Below are 19,992 nucleotides of genomic sequence, written 5' to 3'. Positions count from 1 at the left end.
CGTCTAGGCGCATTTTTTATGTCTGAAATTTGAGTTTATAAGCCTTTTAATTTTAAGCGGTTGGCATGTTGGCGGTAGATGGCAACAGGGTCGGGTGCAAAGATTCCTTTGATGCCGAACAATAAATTAATTTCATCTAGGTGATTCCAAGCAAAATCATCACGAATGGTTTTGCCAAATTTGGCACTGCATACAGATACAATTCCATCATTTTTACCTGCTTTATGGGCGGAGAGTAAATCAAGGGCTTGCATCGCTGCATCACTCGGGTCTAATGGATTGGTAACGGCTTTATTGCCTGTCATTGAATACAAATACATGCCTTGTTCATAGACTTTGCCCTCACCACATGCAGTTAAAGGTAAACCTACACGAAAGCGTTGGTTAAATTCGGCTGTACCTTCAATGGAGGTGCTTTGCCCTGCAGCAAGTGCATCATGTGGAAAGGAATCGCCATCTAAACCTTGTGCCCACAAAATAACTTTACCAAAGCTGCTGATGAGTAGATTGAGGAGTTCAGACGTACCTGTGCTGTTGGCAACTTGAAGCACATCGGAAGCTACGACAGTCCCTTGATTGGCACCGCCCATAGTCATGACTGATGCAACGTGTTGTGGCATTACGCCTGCAGCATAGCGAACCGCATGTGCCCCATGGCTATGCCCAATTAGATTAAGCTTGTTTGCACCTGTAATAGCCATAACTTCTTGGAGTTGCTGAACATATTGTTCACCGCGAACTTCGCTAGAATTAAAGGGTGACATGCGTGCCGCCCAAGGTTGTGCGCCATGCCGTGCCAGATCGGGCAAAATTTGATACCAGTAATCCATACCCAGTGCATCGCTGCCAAGTCGATTAAAACCGACCATACCGTGTGCAAACACAATTGGATATTTGGTTTTGGCATAACTGGAAAGTACGAAAGCTGCATCTACTTTTTGTAAGTTAGATGCATGGCTAAAGTTGCTGCTGAGTAATAAACAACCCGCAACAGTAAGAAGGTGTGTTATTTTCATAGGTTTTTTTATTCTTGGATGAGTTGTTGGTGTGTTGTTGAGGTGGAGATATAAAAAAATCCCTGCTAGAGCATTTGGCAATAGCAGGGATTTGAGGTGATTTTTATAAACCTTGTAGTTTTAAGCGGTTGGCATGCTGACGATAGACATCAACTGGGTCTGGAGCAAAAATGCTTTTTAAACCTAACAGTTGATTGACTTCATCTAAGTGATTCCAATGGTAATTGTCGCGAACAGTTTGACCAAATTTAGCACTACAGCGTGAAACCAGACCATCGTTATCGCGACCATTATCAATGAGTAAACTGGTGGCTAACATGGCTGAATCTGGGTCAAGTACATTAGTGACTGCACTGGTACCTGTAAATGAATAGAAATGGATGCCTTTTTCTTGATAAGCGCCCTCGCCACAACTGGTGGTTGGCATACCCATTGGGAATTTTTTGTTGAATTCTGCTGAGCCAGCTAAAGTTAAGCTGTTTGCACCTGCCAATGAGTCATGTGGATAGCTGTTTGGGTCTAAACCTTGTGCCCAAGTAATGGTTTTGGAAACTAAATTGACCATATCAATTAATGGCTGTTCAAGTGGTGTGCCCTGTACTTTTAAAATAAAGTCAGCCACTGGTGAACCTTTGTTTGGTGCACCTACCGCAGTGAGTGAAGCTACTTTAGAGGGCATTACACCTGCTACATAACGAATTGTTGGTCCGCCATGTGAGTGACCAATTAAATTCACTTTGCTTGCACCCGTAATTGCCAGAATTTCATCCACTTGTTGAGCCAGTTGCTCACCACGAATTTCTGATGAGTTAAACGGAGATACTCGGGTTGCCCAAGTGTTCGCACCATTACGTGCTAAATTCGGTAAAATTTGATACCAGTAGTCGACACCAAGTTGGTCGTTACCAATCGTTGTAAATCCAGCCATGCCGTGAGTAAACACAATTGGATATTTGGTTTTGGCATAATTAGAGTAAACAAAGTTGGATTTCACTTGGTCTGCATTTGATGCATGCGCAGTGGTGAATGTGCTTGCTGCAATTAAGCCTGCAATGAATAGTCCATATTTCATATAACATCCTCTATTTTTATTGTGCTTTCCTAGCATGACAACATCTATTGTCAACTTTTATTATTCAGGAAACTTACCATAAAGCAAGCCCTGAATGATAAATGGTGTTCAAAAAAGCGTTGTGGTGGTACAACTTTTTGGGATATTCAAGTGATACCCGTGACAACACGTTTAATGGGTAAAATCAAACCTGAGGTAGATAAACAACTTATAAACCTTGAAGTTTCAAACGGTTGGCATGTTGTCTGAATAAAGTTACAGGGTCTGGTGAAAATAGCCCAGTTAAGCCAAACATCATATTGGCTAGGTCAGTATGGTTCAGTCGGTAGTTGTCTCGAATCACATGGCCAATATGGGTACTACAACGCGCGACCATTCCGTCATTATCTTTGTGGCCATAAGACAACGGCCCTAATTGCATTAAAATACTATCAATGTCCAGTAAATTGGTGGTTTGTGAAACACCTGTCCAAGAATAGTAATGAATCCCACGATCCACTTTGGCACCGCTGGTATTACAGTTGGCAGCAAGCGCTGTGGTTGGGAAACGTCTGTTAAAATCGGCAGAGGCCGTTTCAGTGAGTGATGCCATTGAAGCATCAAAATCAATAGGCATGTCGGGTTGAGCTTGTGCCCAGCTAATCAGTGGTGCGACCATATAATCGCCCAAAATATTAAAAGCGGTACGTGATAAACGATTGTTCTGAATATCATCGGCAACTTTTGAACCGCGGAATGTACCTGCTACACCTGTAATTGAGGCAACATATTCAGGTTTGGTAGCAGCCACATAACGCACCGTTGGACCGCCATGCGAGTGACCAATTAAATTGACTTTGGCCTTGCCTGTAATGGCCATGACTTCTTCGACTTGGGCAATTAACTGTTCACCGCGAAATTCTGTACGATGTGCAGGCGAGAGCTGTGCTGCAAAAACGGTAGAGCCATTGCGTGCCAGATCAGGCAAAATTTGATACCAGTAATCCATGTTGAAGGTTTCATTGCCAATGCGTGACCAGCCTAGCCAGCCATGCACCATTAACAATGGATATTTGGTTTTGGCATAGTCTGATTTGACTCGTTCCTGAACAGCTAAAACGCTTGGCGCTGCTTGGGCTGTGCTTGTCATTCCGTATAGACAGCCGATTGCTGCCAGTGAAAGGGCACGTGTGTAATTGATCATGGTCATAACAATCCTGTGTTCTTTATTTTTATGGTGAAAAATTGTGATCTAAGCGCCTCCCTTACAGCTTAGTGTTTGTTGCCTGTTGGTAGTCATCTGCGACTATTTTTTGTACGATTCGATATTTTTCCATGTGCCATACATAAAAAACATATCATTTGAGGACAGTTCTAGGCTGTGAATGAACAGATTTGTAAAATTAATTTAATATACAAATGTCTTTAAATATTAAGTATATGCGTAACTTAATATCTTGCTTTAAATGTGTGAAAGGGTGCACTGAAACAATAAAAAATAGGGCAGTGATTTGCCCTATTTCTTTGCAGTTGAATACAGCAGATTGTTTAATCTGCAAAAGGCAGTTTACCGCCCTGATCATGCACTTGTTCAAAAGTGTCTAAACGTAATTGTTCTTGAGGATTGCTAAAATGCTGGGTGCGCAATTGTTGTACCGCTTGTTGTTTGGCATTTTGGCTCATACCGCTTTTCATGATCTGATCACGCTCAGTCAAATAGCCTTGTACCCGAGATTTCCACTGACTACGTTGTCCATCTAACTGTTCTAAACGCTGGGTAGCTTCTGGGCCTACCAAGTTTAGACGCATGTCACGAATTTCTGCGGCAGAACCGCCACGTGCTTTAATTGCTGCGGTTAAACTGCGCAAATCCTGTAAAGTATTTAACTGTTCTAAATTCTCCTGCCAATCTTGCGGGAGTTGTTTAAATAATTCTTGTAATTTCTGCGCTTTTTCAGCTTCGGACAATTTTTTATCATCCATCACCGCCATACGTTTTAAGGTGTATTCGTGGTAGATATCTTCCGTACCAAATAAACCTTCAATTTCATAATCTGAAAAATACTGTTTACGCAGGTTTTGCATATTGCTAAAAATGCTGCGGTAATATTGCGGATCTTCCTGACTCAAGTTCGGTGCTTGCAGTTGCCCCAACGCATTTCTGTAGTCTAAATAACGCTGCCATAAATCTAAAATTTGCGATAAAGCAGGCTCTTTATGGCTTTGCGTAATATAGGCTTTAAAATCTGTACTGATTGCTTCAAGGCTCTTTTCGCCATATTGGGTAATAAAATATTCAAAACAATTGCGGGTTTGTTCATTAACGATCAGGCGGTTGCTTGAATCTAGTCGGAGCTGACAATTGATTTCGGTATCTTGCTGGCTTGGACTTAAAAATGACGCAGCAGCGTTATTGTGCATGGCCTGCTGCATGCGTATCTGTTTAGCACTTTGTGTATCTGCAGTCTGTTCATGAGAAGTAGATTCAGATGTGCTTGACTGCGGCATCAGCCAATACACCAAAGCGGCGATGGCTAGAATCACAACAGCTAAAACAATCCATATTTTATTTTTCTGCATTCCGATGCACCTGTTTCATCCGTTTTATTTTTTTAATCGGGTTTCAATATGCCATAAAAGTTGGTAGCTGTTCTAGAAAAGTTGTCATTTATCTCGGCAGATTGTTACCATGACACAGTTTTGCTTTGACTTACTTTTTGCTATGAAATCATCTGCGGCTAAAATTCAGCGTCGTGCCATTAGTGGTGTGTTTTTATTAAATAAACCTTTGGGGATTAGTTCCAATGCGGCTTTGCAAAAAGTACGCTGGTTGTATCGGGCGCAAAAAGCAGGGCATACGGGGGCATTAGACCCATTGGCTTCAGGTTTGTTGCCTATTTGTTTAGGTGAGGCCACCAAGTTTTCACATTATTTACTCGATTCTGTAAAACGCTATCAGACCACCATTCAATTCGGGCATAGCACCACGACAGGTGATGTAGAAGGTGAAGTCTTGTTACAGCAAGTTGTGCCAGCATTGAGCCAAGAAAAAATTGAACAGGTTTTGACGCAGTTTCAGGGCGATATTATGCAAGTTCCGCCCATGTATTCTGCCTTAAAAAAAGAAGGTCGTCCGTTATATGAGTTAGCTCGTCAAGGCATAGAAATTGAACGTGAAGCGCGCCCAGTTACCATTTATGCGATTGAGTTACTGTCCTTTACCGAAAACAGTATCACGCTGGATGTTACCTGTTCCAAAGGCACGTATATCCGTGTGTTGGGTGAAGATATTGCCAAAGCTTTAGGTACTTATGGACACCTGACTTATTTGCATCGGATTAAAACGGGGCATTTTGACCTGATTCCAAGCTATAGCATTGAATATTTGGAAAGTTTAAGCGAAGCGGAACGTGAAGCCTTATTGCTGCCTGCTTATGCGCCTGTACAGCATTTTCCACAGGTTCAGGTGCCTGAAGGTCGGGCTGAATATTTTAGCCGAGGCATGGAAAGTAATATCGAGCATCCTGCTGTTGCACAAGTATTGGTGTTTGATGGTGAGCGTTGTTTAGGCTTGGCAGAAATTACCGACAAAAAACGCTTGGTGCCTAAACGAGTGTTAAATCTTTAAAATGCAGTGAGATAGCTTATTTAAACTTGTGCTATGAAGACGTAAAGTTTCTCATACAAATCTTTGCAGGATTTCAGCTTCATGCCCTATACAGTAATTAGAGCTAAAAACTGAAATTAAAAACCGACAATAAAACCGAGCGTTGCGTTAGCCAGTGACATTTGCTTGCCAGCCAGCATCGGTTTAAAACAAGAGGTCTGCATATGAATATTTTTGAAGCTTTGCGCCAGAGTCACGAGATTCAACGAGATTTAGCCACCCGACTCATTCAAACTTCGGGTGATAGTCCTGAGCGCAGAGCTTATTTTGAACAACTCAAAAACGAATTGTTTGCCCATGCCGTGGCAGAAGACCGTTATTTTTATATCCCTTTGATGATGATGGATGCAGGGTTGAATATTACCCGCCATGCCTTGTCTGAACATCATGAAATTGATGAGTTGCTGGAACAGTTGACCGAAACTGAAATGAGCAATACAGGCTGGTTGGCTGTGGCCAAACAATTGTCAGAAAAAGTCCATCACCATTTAAAAGAAGAAGAACACGGTTTTTTCCAACAGGCAGGCAAAATTTTATCTGAATCGCAAAAACAAAGTTTGGCCAAACAATACTTGGCAGAGTATGAAAAATATAAACAAATGTCTAAAGACAGTTTAGTTTAAGTTTTCATTCAAAATGCCATTTAAGCACTGTGTGGCTGTTTGGATTTTTTCACGGCTCTAAAGGTCACACCAACCGAAGCCAGCATAATGCAGCACAAAGCCAGCCATTGCAGGCTGGTGATTTTCTCACCCAATAAAACCAAGCCTGTCAGTGCGGCTAAAGCGGGCGATAAACTGGACAGTGTGCCATAGCTCATTTTGCTGAGTTGTTTCAGTGCTTGTAAATCTAAAGCATAAGGAATGGCAGTAGCGAGCACTGCAATAGCAAGTGCTTTGCCCCAATATTGAGTTTCAAACAGCGCAGGTGCATTGTTATATAATCCAAATGGAATCAGGGCCAAAGCCGAAATACTGATGGCGATGGTCAGCGCATGCATGCCAATATTTTGCTGTACCACTTTCTGGCCGAAGTAAATATAAAAGGCCCAGCATAGACCTGCACCCAAAGCGAAGGCTGCGCCCAAGATGCTAAAATTATCGCCGTGAGCTTGTCCCCATGGCACCATGAAAATAATGCCTAAAATGGCCAAGAACACCCAGATATAATCTTTACGGTTTTGAATGGACAATAATGCCAAACCCAAAGGCCCGACAAATTCTAAACCCACCGCAATACCTTGCGGTAATTTGCCCAAAGACAGATAAAACAAAATATTCATGCAGCCCAAGGCTGCGCTATAGCACAATAAATCACGCCATTTTAAATACGACAGCCGCGAAAGAATTTGCCATGAGCGAAACATGATTGCCACAATCACGCTGGCAAAGCACAGCCGTAAAATTGTCACACTAAGCGGGTCGAGTACCTGAAACAATTGTTTGGCAAATGAGGCACTGATTTGATAGGAGATCATGGACAGAACCATGAACAACACCGCAGTGAGTTGGGCGTTTGGCATGAGGCAGGAAAATACTCTAAAGCGTCAGAATAGGAATACGGGGGAGATTATACCAAGTTTAAAATATTAGTGGGTTGTAGCACGATGCTGTGCAGATGCAGCAGACATAAAAAACCACAGTACGCAGACTGTGGTTTTTTGTAGCATGCGCTGCTGGTATTAGAACAATACACGTACGCGAATTGTGCCTTCAACTTCATGCAAGGTATCAAGCGCTTCTTTAGATGCCGTTGCATCAACGTCCATTACCAAGTAACCGACATCACCTTTGGTCATAAGTGACTGACCAGAGATGTTGATGCCGTGTTCAGCAAACAGGTTGTTAATTTTAGACAATACACCTGGAATATTTTGGTGAATGTGTAATAAACGGTGTTTGCCTTCGGTTAATGGCAGTGCAATTTCTGGGAAGTTCACTGCAGATAAAGTCATACCTTTATCTGAATATGCAACGAATTTCTCTGCAACTTCTAAACCAATGTTCGCTTGTGCTTCCATCGTCGAACCACCCACGTGCGGTGTTAAAATCACGTTTGGTAGGTTGCGTAGTGGAGAAACAAACTCTTCACCATTGGCTTTTGGTTCTTTCGGGAACACGTCAACTGCAGCACCTGCAATATGACCAGACTTGATCGCATCAGCCAAGTCTTCAATAACGACACAGGTACCACGTGCTGCGTTAATGAAAATAGAGCCTTCTTTCATTTGTGCAAATTGTTCTTTTGCCATGAAATTACGGGTAGATGGCACATCTGGAACGTGTAAAGAAACCACGTCTGCATTTGCCAATAATTCGCCCATTGAGCCAACTTGACGTGCATTACCTAAAGGTAATTTGGTCACTGCATCATAATAAATCACGTGCATACCCATGCTTTCAGCTAAAACTGAAAGTTGAGAACCAATTGAACCGTAACCCACGATACCTAAAGTTTTGCCACGTGTTTCAAATGAACCTACTGCAGACTTATTCCAGCCACCAGCATGTGTGTCGGTTGATTTTTCAGGTACGCGACGTAGCAATAAAATTGCTTCAGCCAGTACCAATTCTGCAACCGAACGGGTATTTGAATATGGGGCATTGAATACTGGAATACCACGTTCCATTGCTGCAGTTAAGTTCACTTGGTTGGTACCAATACAGAAACAACCTACAGCAATTAGCTTGTTCGCAGCTTCAAAAACTTCTTCAGTCAGCTGTGTGCGTGAACGAATACCAATGAAATGCGCATCTTTAATCGCTTCTTTTAACGCATCGCCCTCAAGCGCCGTTTTACGATAATCGATGTTGGTATAACCCGCTGCATTTAACACGTCGATAGCGTTCTGGTGTACGCCTTCTAACAACAAGAAACGAATTTTATCTTTAGGTAGTGAAAGATGTTGGCTCATTACGGCTCCGCTACAAAGGCCAAATTTAGTGGCGGTATGATAACATAGGAGACGGGTCGATATACATTTCCTTTATGACCAAGTGTGCAGGTATTTTTTGTCAGATATAATCTCATTCAGAAATATTGGCTTAAATCTCCCTGTAATTTGCGGGTTATATTATCGGAATTGCCAATATTGACGGGTTTTTCAGAAAAATCGCTTATAATAAGCGGCATTCATGAAAGCCAACCCATGCTGTTGCTTTGATGCACAAAATTTTGTCTTAAGCATCTTCATCTAAAATCTTCAGAAGATGTTCAGACAGTCGCTTTTCTTCCTGTTTAATTCTTGCTAGGTCTGCAAACGATGAATGCTCCAGTCGCTTTAACACCTGAGTTATTGACCCAATTAACGGCAATAGTCGGTGAAAACCGTATTAAAACTGATGCTGATAGTCTCCAAAACTGGGGTCGTGACCATACAAAGCATTTTGATCCGAATCCATCGGTCATTGTTTTTCCATCCAGCACGGAACAAGTACAAGCTATTGTGAAACTGGCCAATCAGTTTAATGTTGCAATTACGCCATCGGGCGGACGTACAGGTTTGTCTGCGGGTGCAGTCGCAGCCAACGGTGAAATTGTGGTAAGCATGGACAAGATGAATCAAATCTTGGAATTTTTCCCTGCAGACCGTATGGTGCGCGTGCAAGCGGGTGTTGTGACCGAACAACTGCAAAACTATGCAGAAGAACAGGGTATGTATTATCCGGTCGATTTCGCCTCTTCAGGTTCTTCACAAATTGGCGGTAACATTGGCACCAACGCAGGCGGTATTAAAGTTATTAAATACGGCATGACTCGTAACTGGGTGTTGGGCCTAACTGTAGTGACAGGTAAGGGCGACATCCTTCGCCTGAACAAAGGCATGATCAAAAATGCAACGGGTTATGCGCTGCAACATTTATTTATTGGCGGTGAAGGTACACTCGGTTTAGTGACCGAAGCTGAAATTAAACTAGAGCGCCAACCGCAAGATTTACAAGTGATGGTATTGGGTGTGCCTGATTTTAATTCAGTGATGCCTGTATTACATGCCTTCCAAGCCAAAATTGATCTGACTGCATTTGAATTCTTTGGTGAATTGCCAATGCAGAAAGTGTTGGATCATGGCCATGTGCAACGTCCATTTGAAACTCAATGTCCATTCTATGTGTTGCTTGAATTTGAAGCGCCATTTGAACCAATTATGGACAAGGCGATGGAAATTTTTGAATACTGCATGGAACAAGGCTGGGTGATGGATGGCGTGTTGAGCCAAAGTCTAGACCAAGTCGAAAGCTTATGGCGTTTGCGTGAAGACATTTCTGAGTCGATTGCGCCGTTCATTCCATATAAAAATGATATTTCAGTGCTGATTACTCATGTTCCTGCATTTATTCAGGAAATTGATGCAATTGTGGCAGAAAACTATCCTGACTTTGAAATTTGCTGGTTTGGCCACATTGGTGACGGTAACTTGCACCTGAATATTCTAAAACCTGCAGATTTAAGCAAAGATGAATTCTTTGCTAAATGTCAGGTGGTGAACAAGTACGTGTTTGACACAGTGAAGAAATATGATGGTTCAATTTCTGCAGAACACGGTGTGGGGATGACCAAAAAACCATATTTGGAATATTCTCGTTCGGCTGAAGAAATTGAATATATGAAAGCCTTGAAGCAAGTATTCGACCCTCAGGGCATTATGAATCCAGGCAAATTATTTGATCTGTAATTCATTTGAGTTAATAAAAAACGCATCCTAGAGATGCGTTTTTTATGCTGAGATTTTAATTTTACATTTCTATGCTAGCGTTTTTGCGCTAACAAGGCATCATAGAAGTATGAATAATAATGAACATTTTGGAGGAATTATGTTGCGTTTAATCACGGTTTCAGCATTGGGTATTGGGCTATTGTCAGGTTGTGCAACCACACAAAATATTATTTCACAGGTCAGTCCTGCAGAAACGCCTTTGGCGCAAGTATTAAAACAACGTCCAGATTTGCGTAAACAACTCAGCACGGTGGAAATTCGTCAATACTTTAACCGTGTGGAAGCACCAACTGCGGCAGAAGTAAAAATTACCGAAACAGGATTAATGGACGATTCAGTGCGTTCTATTCGCAGCATTTATCACTTCAAAAATGTGAATGGGCAATGGCAGCAGGGTGATGTGCAAACTGCTTATTTATGTGCACGTGGTAAAAATACCAAGACTTTCCAAGCAAAAAAATGCCCTTAATTTAGTAGCGACTATTCGGCATATCATTCATGTATGAATCTAAAGCTTGGCTCTAATGAATGATGTTCTAAAAGTGCAACAAAGCGTCTGTGGATAATACTCGTGTTATCCACAGATTTTATTTAGGATCAAACATCTTCCATTCAGTTCAGGCTGGTACGTAAAGCTATGTCACTTAAAACATTGGCGTTTCTACACCGCAATGATAGCCGTTTTGCCGTGGGCGATTTTTATCCTGTCCTTTCAATCTTTTCGCATTATGAATTGGGCAATACCGTATCGCCTTTTTTATTGCTCGATCATTTAGGGCCGGGTGTTTTAAAACCAACGCAATTGCGTAAAGGGGTTAGCGACCATCCGCATCGGGGTTTTGAAACGGTCACGCTTATGTTTCAGGGTGAATTGGAACATCGTGATTCAAGCGGTGGGGGCGGAATCATTGCCGAAGGTGACGTACAGTGGATGACAGCCGCTTAAGGGGTAATGCATCAGGAAGTCTTTAGTGAAGCATTTTCTAGGCAAGGTGGTGCTTTTGAAATGCTGCAATTGTGGGTCAATTTGCCTGCCAAAGACAAAATGAATCCGCCGCGTTATCAACGTTTACGTGCGGCACATATTCCTAAAATTATGTTGGCAGATGATATGGGTTATGTGCGAGTGATTGCTGGTGAGTATCAACAACAAGTAGGGCCTGCCCAAGTACATTCGCCTATGCACGTATATGATGTATTTGTAAAACAAGGGCATCGAATTCAATTGCCTGCGCAATCGGGCGAGACCACCTTGTTGTATATGCGTTCTGGGCGTGCCCAATTTCAGTCTACAGATGAAGAATGGGATGATCATGCTTTAGCCGTGATGTCGAGTCTAGGAAATGATGTTGAATTGACAGCATTACGTGACAGCCATTTTTTATATTTAAGTGCTACGCCTTTGCATGAGCCGATAAATGGGCATGGTCCATTTGTAATGAACAGCTATGCAGAAATTCTAGAGGCATTTGATGATATTAAAACAGGCAATTTTATCCGTTACCCCGCTGAAGGAAGTGATGCCTGATTGGGTCTGATGTCGCATCAAGTGCTAGGTTCTATTCATCTCAATGACTAAAAAAATGCGCCACAAATTTGCCATTCAACTCTGTTAAACTGCAGCTCAATTTTCTATTTTATGGGCTAACCGCTGCTGAATTGTATCGTTTAGTCCTTTATAACTCATGCCACAGCAGCAAAAAAATACCATTCAACGTGCCACACTCATGTTTCCCTTGGCTTTGGTCTTGTTTGAGTTCGCAGTTTATATTGGCAATGACTTGGTTCAACCTGCGATGTTGGCCATCACACAAGATTTTGGTGTCAGCAGTGCATGGGCAGCTTCGTCCATGTCATTTTATTTGTTGGGCGGTGCTTGTGTGGCGTGGTTATTGGGGCCACTCTCTGACCGTTTGGGGCGCAAAAAAGTATTATTGGGCGGCGTGGCATTTTTTACTCTGACCTGCTTATTGATTCTATTAATTCAGAATATTGAAAGTTTCCTAGCCCTCCGTTTTTTACAAGGGTTTGGCTTGTCGGTCATTAGTGCAGTCGGTTATGCGGCTATTCAGGAAAATTTTGCAGAGCGTGATGCAATTAAAGTCATGGCACTCATGGCAAACGTCTCTTTACTTGCTCCCTTGCTAGGCCCAGTCTTAGGTGCATTTATGATTGAGCATGTTTCTTGGCACTGGGGATTTATTGGCATAGCACTGTTGGCATTTTTGAGTTGGTTTGGATTGAAAGCCAAAATGCCTGAAACTCAGCAAAGTATTCCTAAACGTCCGTTTCGAGATGTTTGGGATGATTTTAAGCAAGTTTTTCAAAATACCAGATTCTTAGGTCTAACATTGGCGCTGCCTTTATTGAGCATGCCCTTAATGTTGTGGATTGCGTTATCTCCCGTGATGTTGGTTGAAGATTTAGGCTTTAGCAGTCTGCAATACGGTTTGGCGCAGTTTCCTGTTTTGGGTGGTTTGATTTTAGGAAATCTGGTGCTGATGAAAGTCATAGACCGTTTGCCTTTAGGTAAAACAGTCTTGATTGGCTTGCCTTTAATGTTGTTGGGCAGCGTGCTGATTGTATTGGGTGCAATTGGGCAAAGCTATTTTGTATGGTGCTTGGTGATTGGCATGAGCCTGATCAGTTTTGGTGAGGGGATGAGCTTTTCAGTCTTATATCGTTTTGCCTTAATGTCATCGGAAGTGTCTAAAGGCACTGTTGCTGCCAGTGTTTCAATGCTATTGATGCTGTGCTTTTTTATTGTGATTGAACTGGTACGTGTTTTATATATTCAATTTGATATTTGGGCTTATAGTGTGGCTTGTTTGGTGCTGATAATGCTGTGGTTTAGTTTGCCACGCATGATGCTTAAACAGGTGATGCAGGAGCGAGTTGCTGCAGGGCAGTTTTAAGGGTGTAAATTTTTCTGCTACATCATCAAACAAGGCGATGTTGTATCGCCTTGCAATATTTGATTTAGAAATCAAATATCAAATAATGTGTAATGTGATAAACGCTAAAAAGGACTTGTAGATTAAGCCTCTACAGGTTGTTCCATCTTTTTCAATTTAGCATCAAAAACAAATGGGCCAAAAGGTAAAATTGATGCAATTAAGCCCAAAATAAACATTTTAAGAGACCATTTTTGTTTTTCACAAACCACAAAAAGCACCACTAAAAATGCGATAAACAATACGCCGTGACCCATACCTACATATTTCACTAAAATTGGGTTATCGAACATATATTTCATTGGCATGGCAATAAATAACAACAATAAGAATGAAATACCTTCGAGTAAACCAACCAGACGTAATGTTTTAATGTTCATGCCAATCTTTTTAAAGTGGATAAAAATGCAGTGTAGCTGAAATTTAGACATTCGCAAAGATGAGCGGTTGTGATCTCTGCACATTTATAAGTTAGACACGATGTTTGCAAAATTGAGCTGTTTTTTGCTAGTTCGTAGCAAGTTTTTCAAAAATTAGTGAGTGTGGATATGAAACACGACTGATATAAAGCGAGACGAGCTGCATTGAGCTTATTTTTAGAATAATCCACAACAAGATGATTTTACTTTTTTGCGGATAAGTCGAAAGGCATGTGTATAACCCTTAACTTATCCACAATTGATTTTAAATGTTTTATTGAAAATGTATAAAGCGGGTTTAAATGACCCCACAGGCGATTCGCTCACCACCACCGCCCAATGGTTTTGGATGGTCGGCATAGTTATCGCCGCCTGCATGAATCATTAAAGCCAATCCTTCAACTTGTGCCAATGTTAAACGTGGTGCAATCACGGTTACTTTGGCTGTTCCATCGCTTGCAACACTTAAAGCAGGTAAATCACCTAAATGTCCTGTCAGTGGTGTGCCATGATGCGGGACATTTTTCGGATTAAAATGACCGCCCGCTGCCAAAGCAGCAACCATTTTTCCTTCTTTTTCTGCTGCTGCACATGAACCTTTTTCATGGATATGAAAACCTCGTTCACCTGCAGGGAGTTGCTGGAGTTGGGTGTGAATGACTAAGCCTGCTGCACTGTCACGCAGTTCGACCGTACCTAATTCTTTGCCAATACCTTGTGCTGAAACAGCATGCATTTTCACTAATTTTGATTTTTCTTGTGTGGTTGCGGTGGTGCTGCAACCCATGAGTACTAGACCACTAAAAGCAGCAAGACTGGCAAATTGGAGTATTGAGCGCATAAAAGACATCCTGTTTGTTGTGCATAATATTTAGGGATGTCTTGATTGAAACAAAGTTAGCCTCGTTACAATACAACATTTGCGTAGTGGAATGTATGTACTGTGTTGAGCTGATTTGTTCAGATCAACACAGCCATGTGAGCAATATGATCAGAAAGAAAGCTTAATCAAGCTTTGAATTGGAAGATGAATCGTCTTCGGGTAGGTCGTGTGCAAGTGTGGCTTTCGGCATCATTAAAGCTTCGGGTTGATTATTTTCATGCAACCATTCACGCCAAATAGCCAGTAACACGGCCAAAATAACAGGGCCAATAAACAGACCAATTAAGCCAAAGCTAGCAATACCACCCAGTACACCAAACATAATCAATAAGAATGGAATTTGGGTCGCACCTGAAATCACCAAAGGTCGGATGACGTTATCTGCCGTGCTGACTACACACACGCCCCAAGCCATAACGCCAATGGCTTCCATGGTATGCCCTTGGGTGAATAACCATAAGGATACCGAACCATAAGCCAGCGGTGGGCCAAAGGGAATCAGCGCAAATAAGAAGGTCACAATTGTCAGTACCATTGGGTTAGGTACATCGGCCACAAAATAACTTACACCTGCCAATAAGGCCTGTGCAATTGCCGTAAGACCAACCCCATACACCACGGCACGTGTGGTTTCAGAAATGGTATCTAAATAGTGGTGAATACGTGGCCCAATCACCATTTCTAAAGCCTTGCTGACTTGATGCAAGATGGTGTGACCATCACGATAGAAAAAGAAGAGCGATAACAGGGCAAAACCCAGTTTAATCAGATTTTTACTGACCTCATTAATGACCACTTTTCCGTAGTTTAAATGTCCCTGAATCCATAAGGAAATAGACTGCACAATACTGTTGGGATCGTGGTTAATTTCTTTGAGAGTGCGGGTGACTTCTTTTCCGATAATCGGTAAATTACGAATAAGATCAGGCACATCTAAATGCCCAGAAAAGACCTGTTTTTGCAATTCGTAATATAAATTGCGACCTTCATGTTGCAGAATAAAAATGGCAAAGGTGAGTGGAATACCTACTACCAACGTGACCAACAGCATCATTAGGGCTGCACTGAGTGTAGGACGATGACCGCATAGACGTAGCACCGACTGATACAGTGGCCAGCTCATGTAGGCAATAATTGCTGCCCAAACAACAGGAACAATGAAGTATTTGAGTATATGAAAACCCAAAAACATCAGGACAAAAAACAGTCCAAACAATAAAATTTTTTGTAATGTTGGCGCGTACTGTTGCACTGAATTCACTGAAACATTCCTAAGGTCATGTGCCATATTAACTGAAAAAAAAGCTCCCGAAAACGAGAGCTTGGTAAGTTCTGGTGAATAAACCCTAAACAGGGGATATTCTAGGCTTTAAAACCATTGGCTAGGGTCATCTACTATGGCGTTTAACACAGGTTGCCATTGATCTTGCATCTGTAAATAAGTCTTTTGAGTTTTATCAAAAATACTGAGACCCTGCATGGCCAATTGTCCGTAAGCGGCGCGTTCTGAAATCCAAGCCACAGGCTGCTGTTCAATTTTTTGGAAAAAGTCCTGAATATCTTTAGAACTGGCAGAGTTTGGTTTGACACGGTTGGCCAGTAATAAAATTTGTACCTTGCCTTTGCGAATGCGCTTAATATCTTGTAAATGCTTTAAAAAGCGACGAGTGGAGTCAATATCAAAAAACGAAGGTTGTAGCGGCGTGATAATAGCATGCGCTTCACTGACCAATTGTTCAGCATGCTCGCCCGATAATGCCCCAGGTGCATCAATAATTAAGTATTCAATATTTTTAGGTGCATCACCAATCGACTTTTCGTGACGCCAGTCCAGACTTTGAATTGGGGCGGCTGTTTCTGGTCGTTGTTTTAACCACTGTAGCGCAGATTTTTGGTTGTCGGCATCAGCTAAGGCAACTTTATAGCCTTTTTGTGCAAGTGCAGATGCTAAACTAATAGCCGTAATGGTTTTACCACAGCCACCTTTTTGGTTGGCAATTAATATAGTTTTCATGACCCTCGAATCGATTTTACGCTGCTCACTCCTAGCATAGCATTGTTTTATGCTCGGAATATGACAGTTGACAAAAGTCGTAAAGAGAACTGAAAAAATTCAGGATTAGAAGGTTAAATGTCAATTTGGATGGCCATGCTGATTGGGGCATGTATAGGCGTAGTGTTGACCACGCTGATTTTGAGTAATAGCCGTAACGGGCGGATTAAAGCTGAGTATGAGCAATATATTGCAGAAATTGAACTTGCTCATCAGCAGGCGTTATTGCAGGCGCAAAAGCGCAGTGTAAACACCAGCCGTGCGGTGCTAAAAGGCAAAATGGCAGAGCAACTGGCACCGATTATGCCAGAATTTCAGTATTTACCCAGTGATGCCAAATTTTTAGGTGATCCTGTCGATTATGTGGTGTTTGATGGTTATACCGATTATCGGGATGGCAACGGACGTGCCGAAGATATTGCCATTGTCTTAATTGATATTAAAAGTGGTGGTGCGCGTCTGACCAAAGGCCAGCAAGCCATTGCTCAGGCAATTCAGCAGGGTAAAATTCGTTTTGAAACTATCCGTATTGATTTTCAAGATGATGATTAAACATATCTCACGCTGTAACAACGCGACATGACGTCATCTTTGTGGGTTGCATGGCAATGTAAGAGGCATAGTTGGTTTTAGCTATTGAAGCAAAGTCTTTGCATTTAGATTTTAAAGTGATGACTTTAACTTATCATTTGGGTTTATGCACCCGCGCCAATAACATACGCTGCGCAAGGCTTGGAATGCCTGCAACATCGATATAGCGAACTTCGCCCAATTCAAAACCCGTTTCGAGTAGGGCGACTTCAATATCACGATTTAGATGGCAGCCATCTGCAACTTTCTTTTGAATAGGGGTAAGCAGGTGCTGTAAACGCTGAATATTTAGGCTTTGTCGGTTCAGCACATGCTCCACCACATGCAAAGTACCGCCAGGTTGTAGTACACGATAAATTTCCCGCAAACTTTGTGCCAAATCTGCAATGCTGCACAGCGTCCAAGTAGACACCACATGCTGTAGTTGTTCATCGGCAAAAGGGAGTTGTTCTGCACTTGCAGCAATGTGCTCAACTAAAAAGGGTGCTGCGTCAATTCGTTCCTGTGCCAGTTGAAAGACGGCTGCATTGGGCTCTAAGGCATAAACCGTATCGATATTTTGATAAAAAGCTAAATTGATCCCTGTACCAAAGCCTATTTCCAACACTTCACCTGACACGCCCAATAAAAGTTCACGGCGCAAATCCATGAGCGACGGGGTTTGCATGACTTGATTGAGCAGGTGCGGAAAAATATGTTTTTGATAAAGTCGGTACAGCATATTTTAATCTGATCATTCCTTTTTATTACCTTTGAGCTTAGCTGAAAAGTCTGTGCTTTTGCTATGTCAGTACATGCCAAAGACTGCATTTTGTTACTAATTTCAACTATTGTATTCATGATCTAGCGCTAAGATAAAAAGCTGAATACATGAATTTGATGGGCTGATGACCATGATGAAAAAGCATATTTCACTCAAACTGACCGCATTATTGTTGACTTTGGCTTTGCCATGTTCTGGCTATGCTTCGGTTGAGCGTAATATTGCCAAAGGCTTACCACCTGTCGTGAAAGGTCAGTCGATTGAAGTCTTGCAACCCTTTAAAGGTGATTTTCGGATTTTGGGTTCTAAAACCTATCAACATGATGCCCAAGCCAAATTTTCTCCAATTGATTATGCGGTGAGTTGGGGTTTATTTGCTGAACCTGAAATTGCCCGTCATATCACGGTCAATCAATATGACCGCTATTTAAACTGGAAAATAGATCGTTTGCCTGTACCTGCGGAACAAGCCATGCAAATGGTCTCCAATATGCACATCATTCCTGCCAACCCACAAATTGCCAAAGAAATTAAGAAGGTCAAACGTGGCGATTTGGTGCGTTTAAAAGGGGAGTTGGTGGAAGTCAAAGATCAGGATTTGGTCTGGACATCATCGCTTACCCCTACCGATACGGGGGATGGTGCTTGTGAGGTATTTCGCGTCAGTTCAATTCAGTGGATTGAAAAGGTTAAAAGTTAGGACAGGGTGATGAATGGCTATTTGCGCATGTGTTTGAGTGGATGTGTTGTGGCAGTGGGCATAAGTGCATGCACAGGTATGAATTCAAGCATTGATGGACAAACGTTTAAATTTACGGCACAGCAGCAATGTCCCGCATTGTTAGAAATGGATGTTGGGCAAACTTTAGAATTACAACTGAATGAAAACCTAAGCACAGGCTATCAATGGAGTTTGGTAGAGCCGCTGAAGTTATTTGATGTAGAAAGTATTTATCACACTGCTGAAGCTTCATCTTCTGCCCAAGTAGGGCAAGGCGGACAAAAAATATTTTATTTTCAGGCTATCAAGGCTGGTCAGGAATTGCTCCACGTGAAACATGCCCGAGCATGGGAAAAAACCGCAATACAAGAATGGCAATGTCGGGTGCGTATTTCTTGATGTGTTTGATTATGCTAAACAGCTCGAATCATTGTTAGATTCAACGGCAAAGAATCTATAATTTCTTAAAATAAAAAGCCTTGTGAGGCTGTTTATAATCAGTATCACACGGCTTTCCTATCTAAATTTAAAACTAAAATACTCAAAATTATTTGGCGCTGAGTGCTTGCCCTTCAAATCGGATGCCATCCCAACCATGTTGCATAAACTGGCGAATGTTTTGGTGGTCACTGCCTGTCAGGTTTGCACGTACCGAGGCATAGTGTTCTGCAAATAAACTGAGGGTTTGTGCCTGATCTAAACCTTTTAACTGAGCAAAAGAAAATACTTTAGCGCTGCCCTGATTTTCAGTGGCAGCATTGTTTTGTTGTCCATTTTTAAATGCGGTTGGGGTGTGGTTATAGTGTGCTTCAATGAATGCAATCACATCGGCAAATGTTGCACTGCCTGCCTCAAGTTGAGCCAATAATTCTTTTGCCATGACATCCTCCACATGTGCCTAAATTGAAATAATATGCAGACTAGCGCAATTTGGTTTTGAGTGGAAAACTTTTTCGTGTATTTAACTTATGTGATTTAGGAAGATGTAAAATCTGAGCAAAGATATGGATGCTTCGGGCAAGATATCTTGAAATACAGAGTGATTGATATCAAATAATCATATTGACAAATATAGTCAAACATATACAATTTAGGTATTAAATTTTAAAAAAACTTGCAATGAAATACTTGACTGAAAGCTTAAAGAAAGTAGAGCAAGA

General features: G+C 41.8%; 20 protein-coding genes and 1 pseudogene. 9 read left to right on the top strand and 12 right to left on the bottom strand.

The window, feature by feature from the left end:
* Positions 1-35: 35 nt before the first annotated feature.
* The 4 genes from HHA41_RS04650 to HHA41_RS04635 form a co-directional block, all read right to left on the bottom strand.
* Positions 36-1,016 (bottom strand): triacylglycerol lipase, encoded by a 981-nt coding sequence (locus HHA41_RS04650; RefSeq protein ID WP_168460730.1) that lies wholly within the window; start codon positions 1,014-1,016, stop codon positions 36-38.
* A 103-nt stretch (positions 1,017-1,119) separates the two neighbouring features.
* Positions 1,120-2,088: a triacylglycerol lipase gene (locus HHA41_RS04645; protein ID WP_168460729.1), complete on the bottom strand. Its 969-nt coding sequence runs from the start codon at positions 2,086-2,088 to the stop codon at positions 1,120-1,122.
* Between the two features lie 208 nt (positions 2,089-2,296).
* Complete coding sequence (locus HHA41_RS04640; protein WP_252726716.1) at positions 2,297-3,217, bottom strand: triacylglycerol lipase; 921 nt, start codon at positions 3,215-3,217, stop codon at positions 2,297-2,299.
* A 398-nt stretch (positions 3,218-3,615) separates the two neighbouring features.
* Complete coding sequence (locus HHA41_RS04635; protein WP_168460727.1) at positions 3,616-4,647, bottom strand: lipase secretion chaperone; 1,032 nt, start codon at positions 4,645-4,647, stop codon at positions 3,616-3,618.
* Between the two features lie 142 nt (positions 4,648-4,789).
* Here HHA41_RS04635 and truB point away from each other — a divergent pair, with 142 nt between their 5' ends.
* The gene (truB, locus tag HHA41_RS04630; RefSeq protein WP_168460794.1) at positions 4,790-5,695 is read left to right on the top strand and encodes a tRNA pseudouridine(55) synthase TruB; all 906 of its coding nucleotides are present in this window, start codon (positions 4,790-4,792) and stop codon (positions 5,693-5,695) included.
* A 203-nt stretch (positions 5,696-5,898) separates the two neighbouring features.
* Entirely contained in the window at positions 5,899-6,357 is a 459-nt protein-coding gene (locus tag HHA41_RS04625; RefSeq protein ID WP_168460726.1) for a hemerythrin domain-containing protein, read from the top strand.
* 20 nt (positions 6,358-6,377) lie between these two features.
* On the opposite strand, the gene HHA41_RS04620 is transcribed toward HHA41_RS04625, so the two are convergent.
* Together HHA41_RS04620 and serA are read right to left on the bottom strand one after the other, a co-directional pair.
* A complete protein-coding gene (locus HHA41_RS04620) occupies positions 6,378-7,256 on the bottom strand; it encodes an EamA family transporter (RefSeq protein WP_168460725.1) in 879 nt (292 codons plus the stop codon).
* 159 nt (positions 7,257-7,415) lie between these two features.
* Positions 7,416-8,648 (bottom strand): phosphoglycerate dehydrogenase, encoded by a 1,233-nt coding sequence (gene serA / locus HHA41_RS04615; RefSeq protein ID WP_168418491.1) that lies wholly within the window; start codon positions 8,646-8,648, stop codon positions 7,416-7,418.
* A 348-nt stretch (positions 8,649-8,996) separates the two neighbouring features.
* Between serA and HHA41_RS04610 the strand changes: the two genes are divergently transcribed.
* From HHA41_RS04610 to HHA41_RS04595, 4 genes and pseudogenes are all read left to right on the top strand, one after another.
* The gene (locus tag HHA41_RS04610; RefSeq protein WP_168460724.1) at positions 8,997-10,406 is read left to right on the top strand and encodes an FAD-binding oxidoreductase; all 1,410 of its coding nucleotides are present in this window, start codon (positions 8,997-8,999) and stop codon (positions 10,404-10,406) included.
* A gap of 139 nt (positions 10,407-10,545) precedes the next feature.
* Positions 10,546-10,917, top strand: a complete 372-nt coding sequence (locus tag HHA41_RS04605) for a hypothetical protein (RefSeq protein ID WP_168418493.1) — start codon at positions 10,546-10,548, stop codon at positions 10,915-10,917.
* Positions 10,918-11,085: 168 nt separating this feature from the next.
* Positions 11,086-11,976 (top strand): annotated as a pseudogene (locus HHA41_RS04600) (pirin family protein).
* Between the two features lie 157 nt (positions 11,977-12,133).
* Positions 12,134-13,363, top strand: coding sequence for an MFS transporter (locus HHA41_RS04595; RefSeq protein WP_168460723.1), 1,230 nt, complete (start codon positions 12,134-12,136; stop codon positions 13,361-13,363).
* 122 nt (positions 13,364-13,485) lie between these two features.
* Here HHA41_RS04595 and HHA41_RS04590 read toward each other — a convergent pair whose 3' ends face one another.
* The 4 genes from HHA41_RS04590 to HHA41_RS04575 all read right to left on the bottom strand — a co-directional run bounded on the left by HHA41_RS04590 (position 13,486) and on the right by HHA41_RS04575 (position 16,718).
* The gene (locus HHA41_RS04590) at positions 13,486-13,782 is read right to left on the bottom strand and encodes a DUF3817 domain-containing protein (protein ID WP_168418496.1); all 297 of its coding nucleotides are present in this window, start codon (positions 13,780-13,782) and stop codon (positions 13,486-13,488) included.
* Positions 13,783-14,119: 337 nt separating this feature from the next.
* Entirely contained in the window at positions 14,120-14,662 is a 543-nt protein-coding gene (gene sodC, locus HHA41_RS04585; RefSeq protein ID WP_168460721.1) for a superoxide dismutase family protein, read from the bottom strand.
* A 163-nt stretch (positions 14,663-14,825) separates the two neighbouring features.
* Entirely contained in the window at positions 14,826-15,965 is a 1,140-nt protein-coding gene (locus HHA41_RS04580; RefSeq protein WP_096901248.1) for an AI-2E family transporter, read from the bottom strand.
* 108 nt (positions 15,966-16,073) lie between these two features.
* On the bottom strand, positions 16,074-16,718 hold the full coding sequence (locus tag HHA41_RS04575; RefSeq protein WP_096901247.1) for a ParA family protein: 645 nt from the start codon (positions 16,716-16,718) through the stop codon (positions 16,074-16,076).
* Positions 16,719-16,835: 117 nt separating this feature from the next.
* Here HHA41_RS04575 and HHA41_RS04570 point away from each other — a divergent pair, with 117 nt between their 5' ends.
* Positions 16,836-17,309, top strand: coding sequence for a Holliday junction resolvase-like protein (locus tag HHA41_RS04570; RefSeq protein WP_096901246.1), 474 nt, complete (start codon positions 16,836-16,838; stop codon positions 17,307-17,309).
* 133 nt (positions 17,310-17,442) lie between these two features.
* Here the strand turns inward: HHA41_RS04570 and HHA41_RS04565 are convergent, their stop codons facing one another.
* A complete protein-coding gene (locus tag HHA41_RS04565) occupies positions 17,443-18,069 on the bottom strand; it encodes a class I SAM-dependent methyltransferase (RefSeq protein WP_168418499.1) in 627 nt (208 codons plus the stop codon).
* A gap of 175 nt (positions 18,070-18,244) precedes the next feature.
* Between HHA41_RS04565 and HHA41_RS04560 the strand changes: the two genes are divergently transcribed.
* Together HHA41_RS04560 and HHA41_RS04555 are read left to right on the top strand one after the other, a co-directional pair.
* A complete protein-coding gene (locus tag HHA41_RS04560; RefSeq protein WP_171287417.1) occupies positions 18,245-18,811 on the top strand; it encodes a hypothetical protein in 567 nt (188 codons plus the stop codon).
* 9 nt (positions 18,812-18,820) lie between these two features.
* Positions 18,821-19,231 (top strand): protease inhibitor I42 family protein, encoded by a 411-nt coding sequence (locus HHA41_RS04555; RefSeq protein WP_168418501.1) that lies wholly within the window; start codon positions 18,821-18,823, stop codon positions 19,229-19,231.
* Between the two features lie 148 nt (positions 19,232-19,379).
* On the opposite strand, the gene HHA41_RS04550 is transcribed toward HHA41_RS04555, so the two are convergent.
* On the bottom strand, positions 19,380-19,712 hold the full coding sequence (locus tag HHA41_RS04550) for a HopJ type III effector protein (RefSeq protein WP_168418502.1): 333 nt from the start codon (positions 19,710-19,712) through the stop codon (positions 19,380-19,382).
* Between the last annotated feature and the right edge of the window lie 280 nt (positions 19,713-19,992).

Source organism: Acinetobacter sp. A1 (genome assembly GCF_012371315.1).
In the GTDB taxonomy this organism is placed as follows: domain Bacteria; phylum Pseudomonadota; class Gammaproteobacteria; order Pseudomonadales; family Moraxellaceae; genus Acinetobacter.
This window is presented reverse-complemented; position numbering and strand designations above follow the sequence as displayed.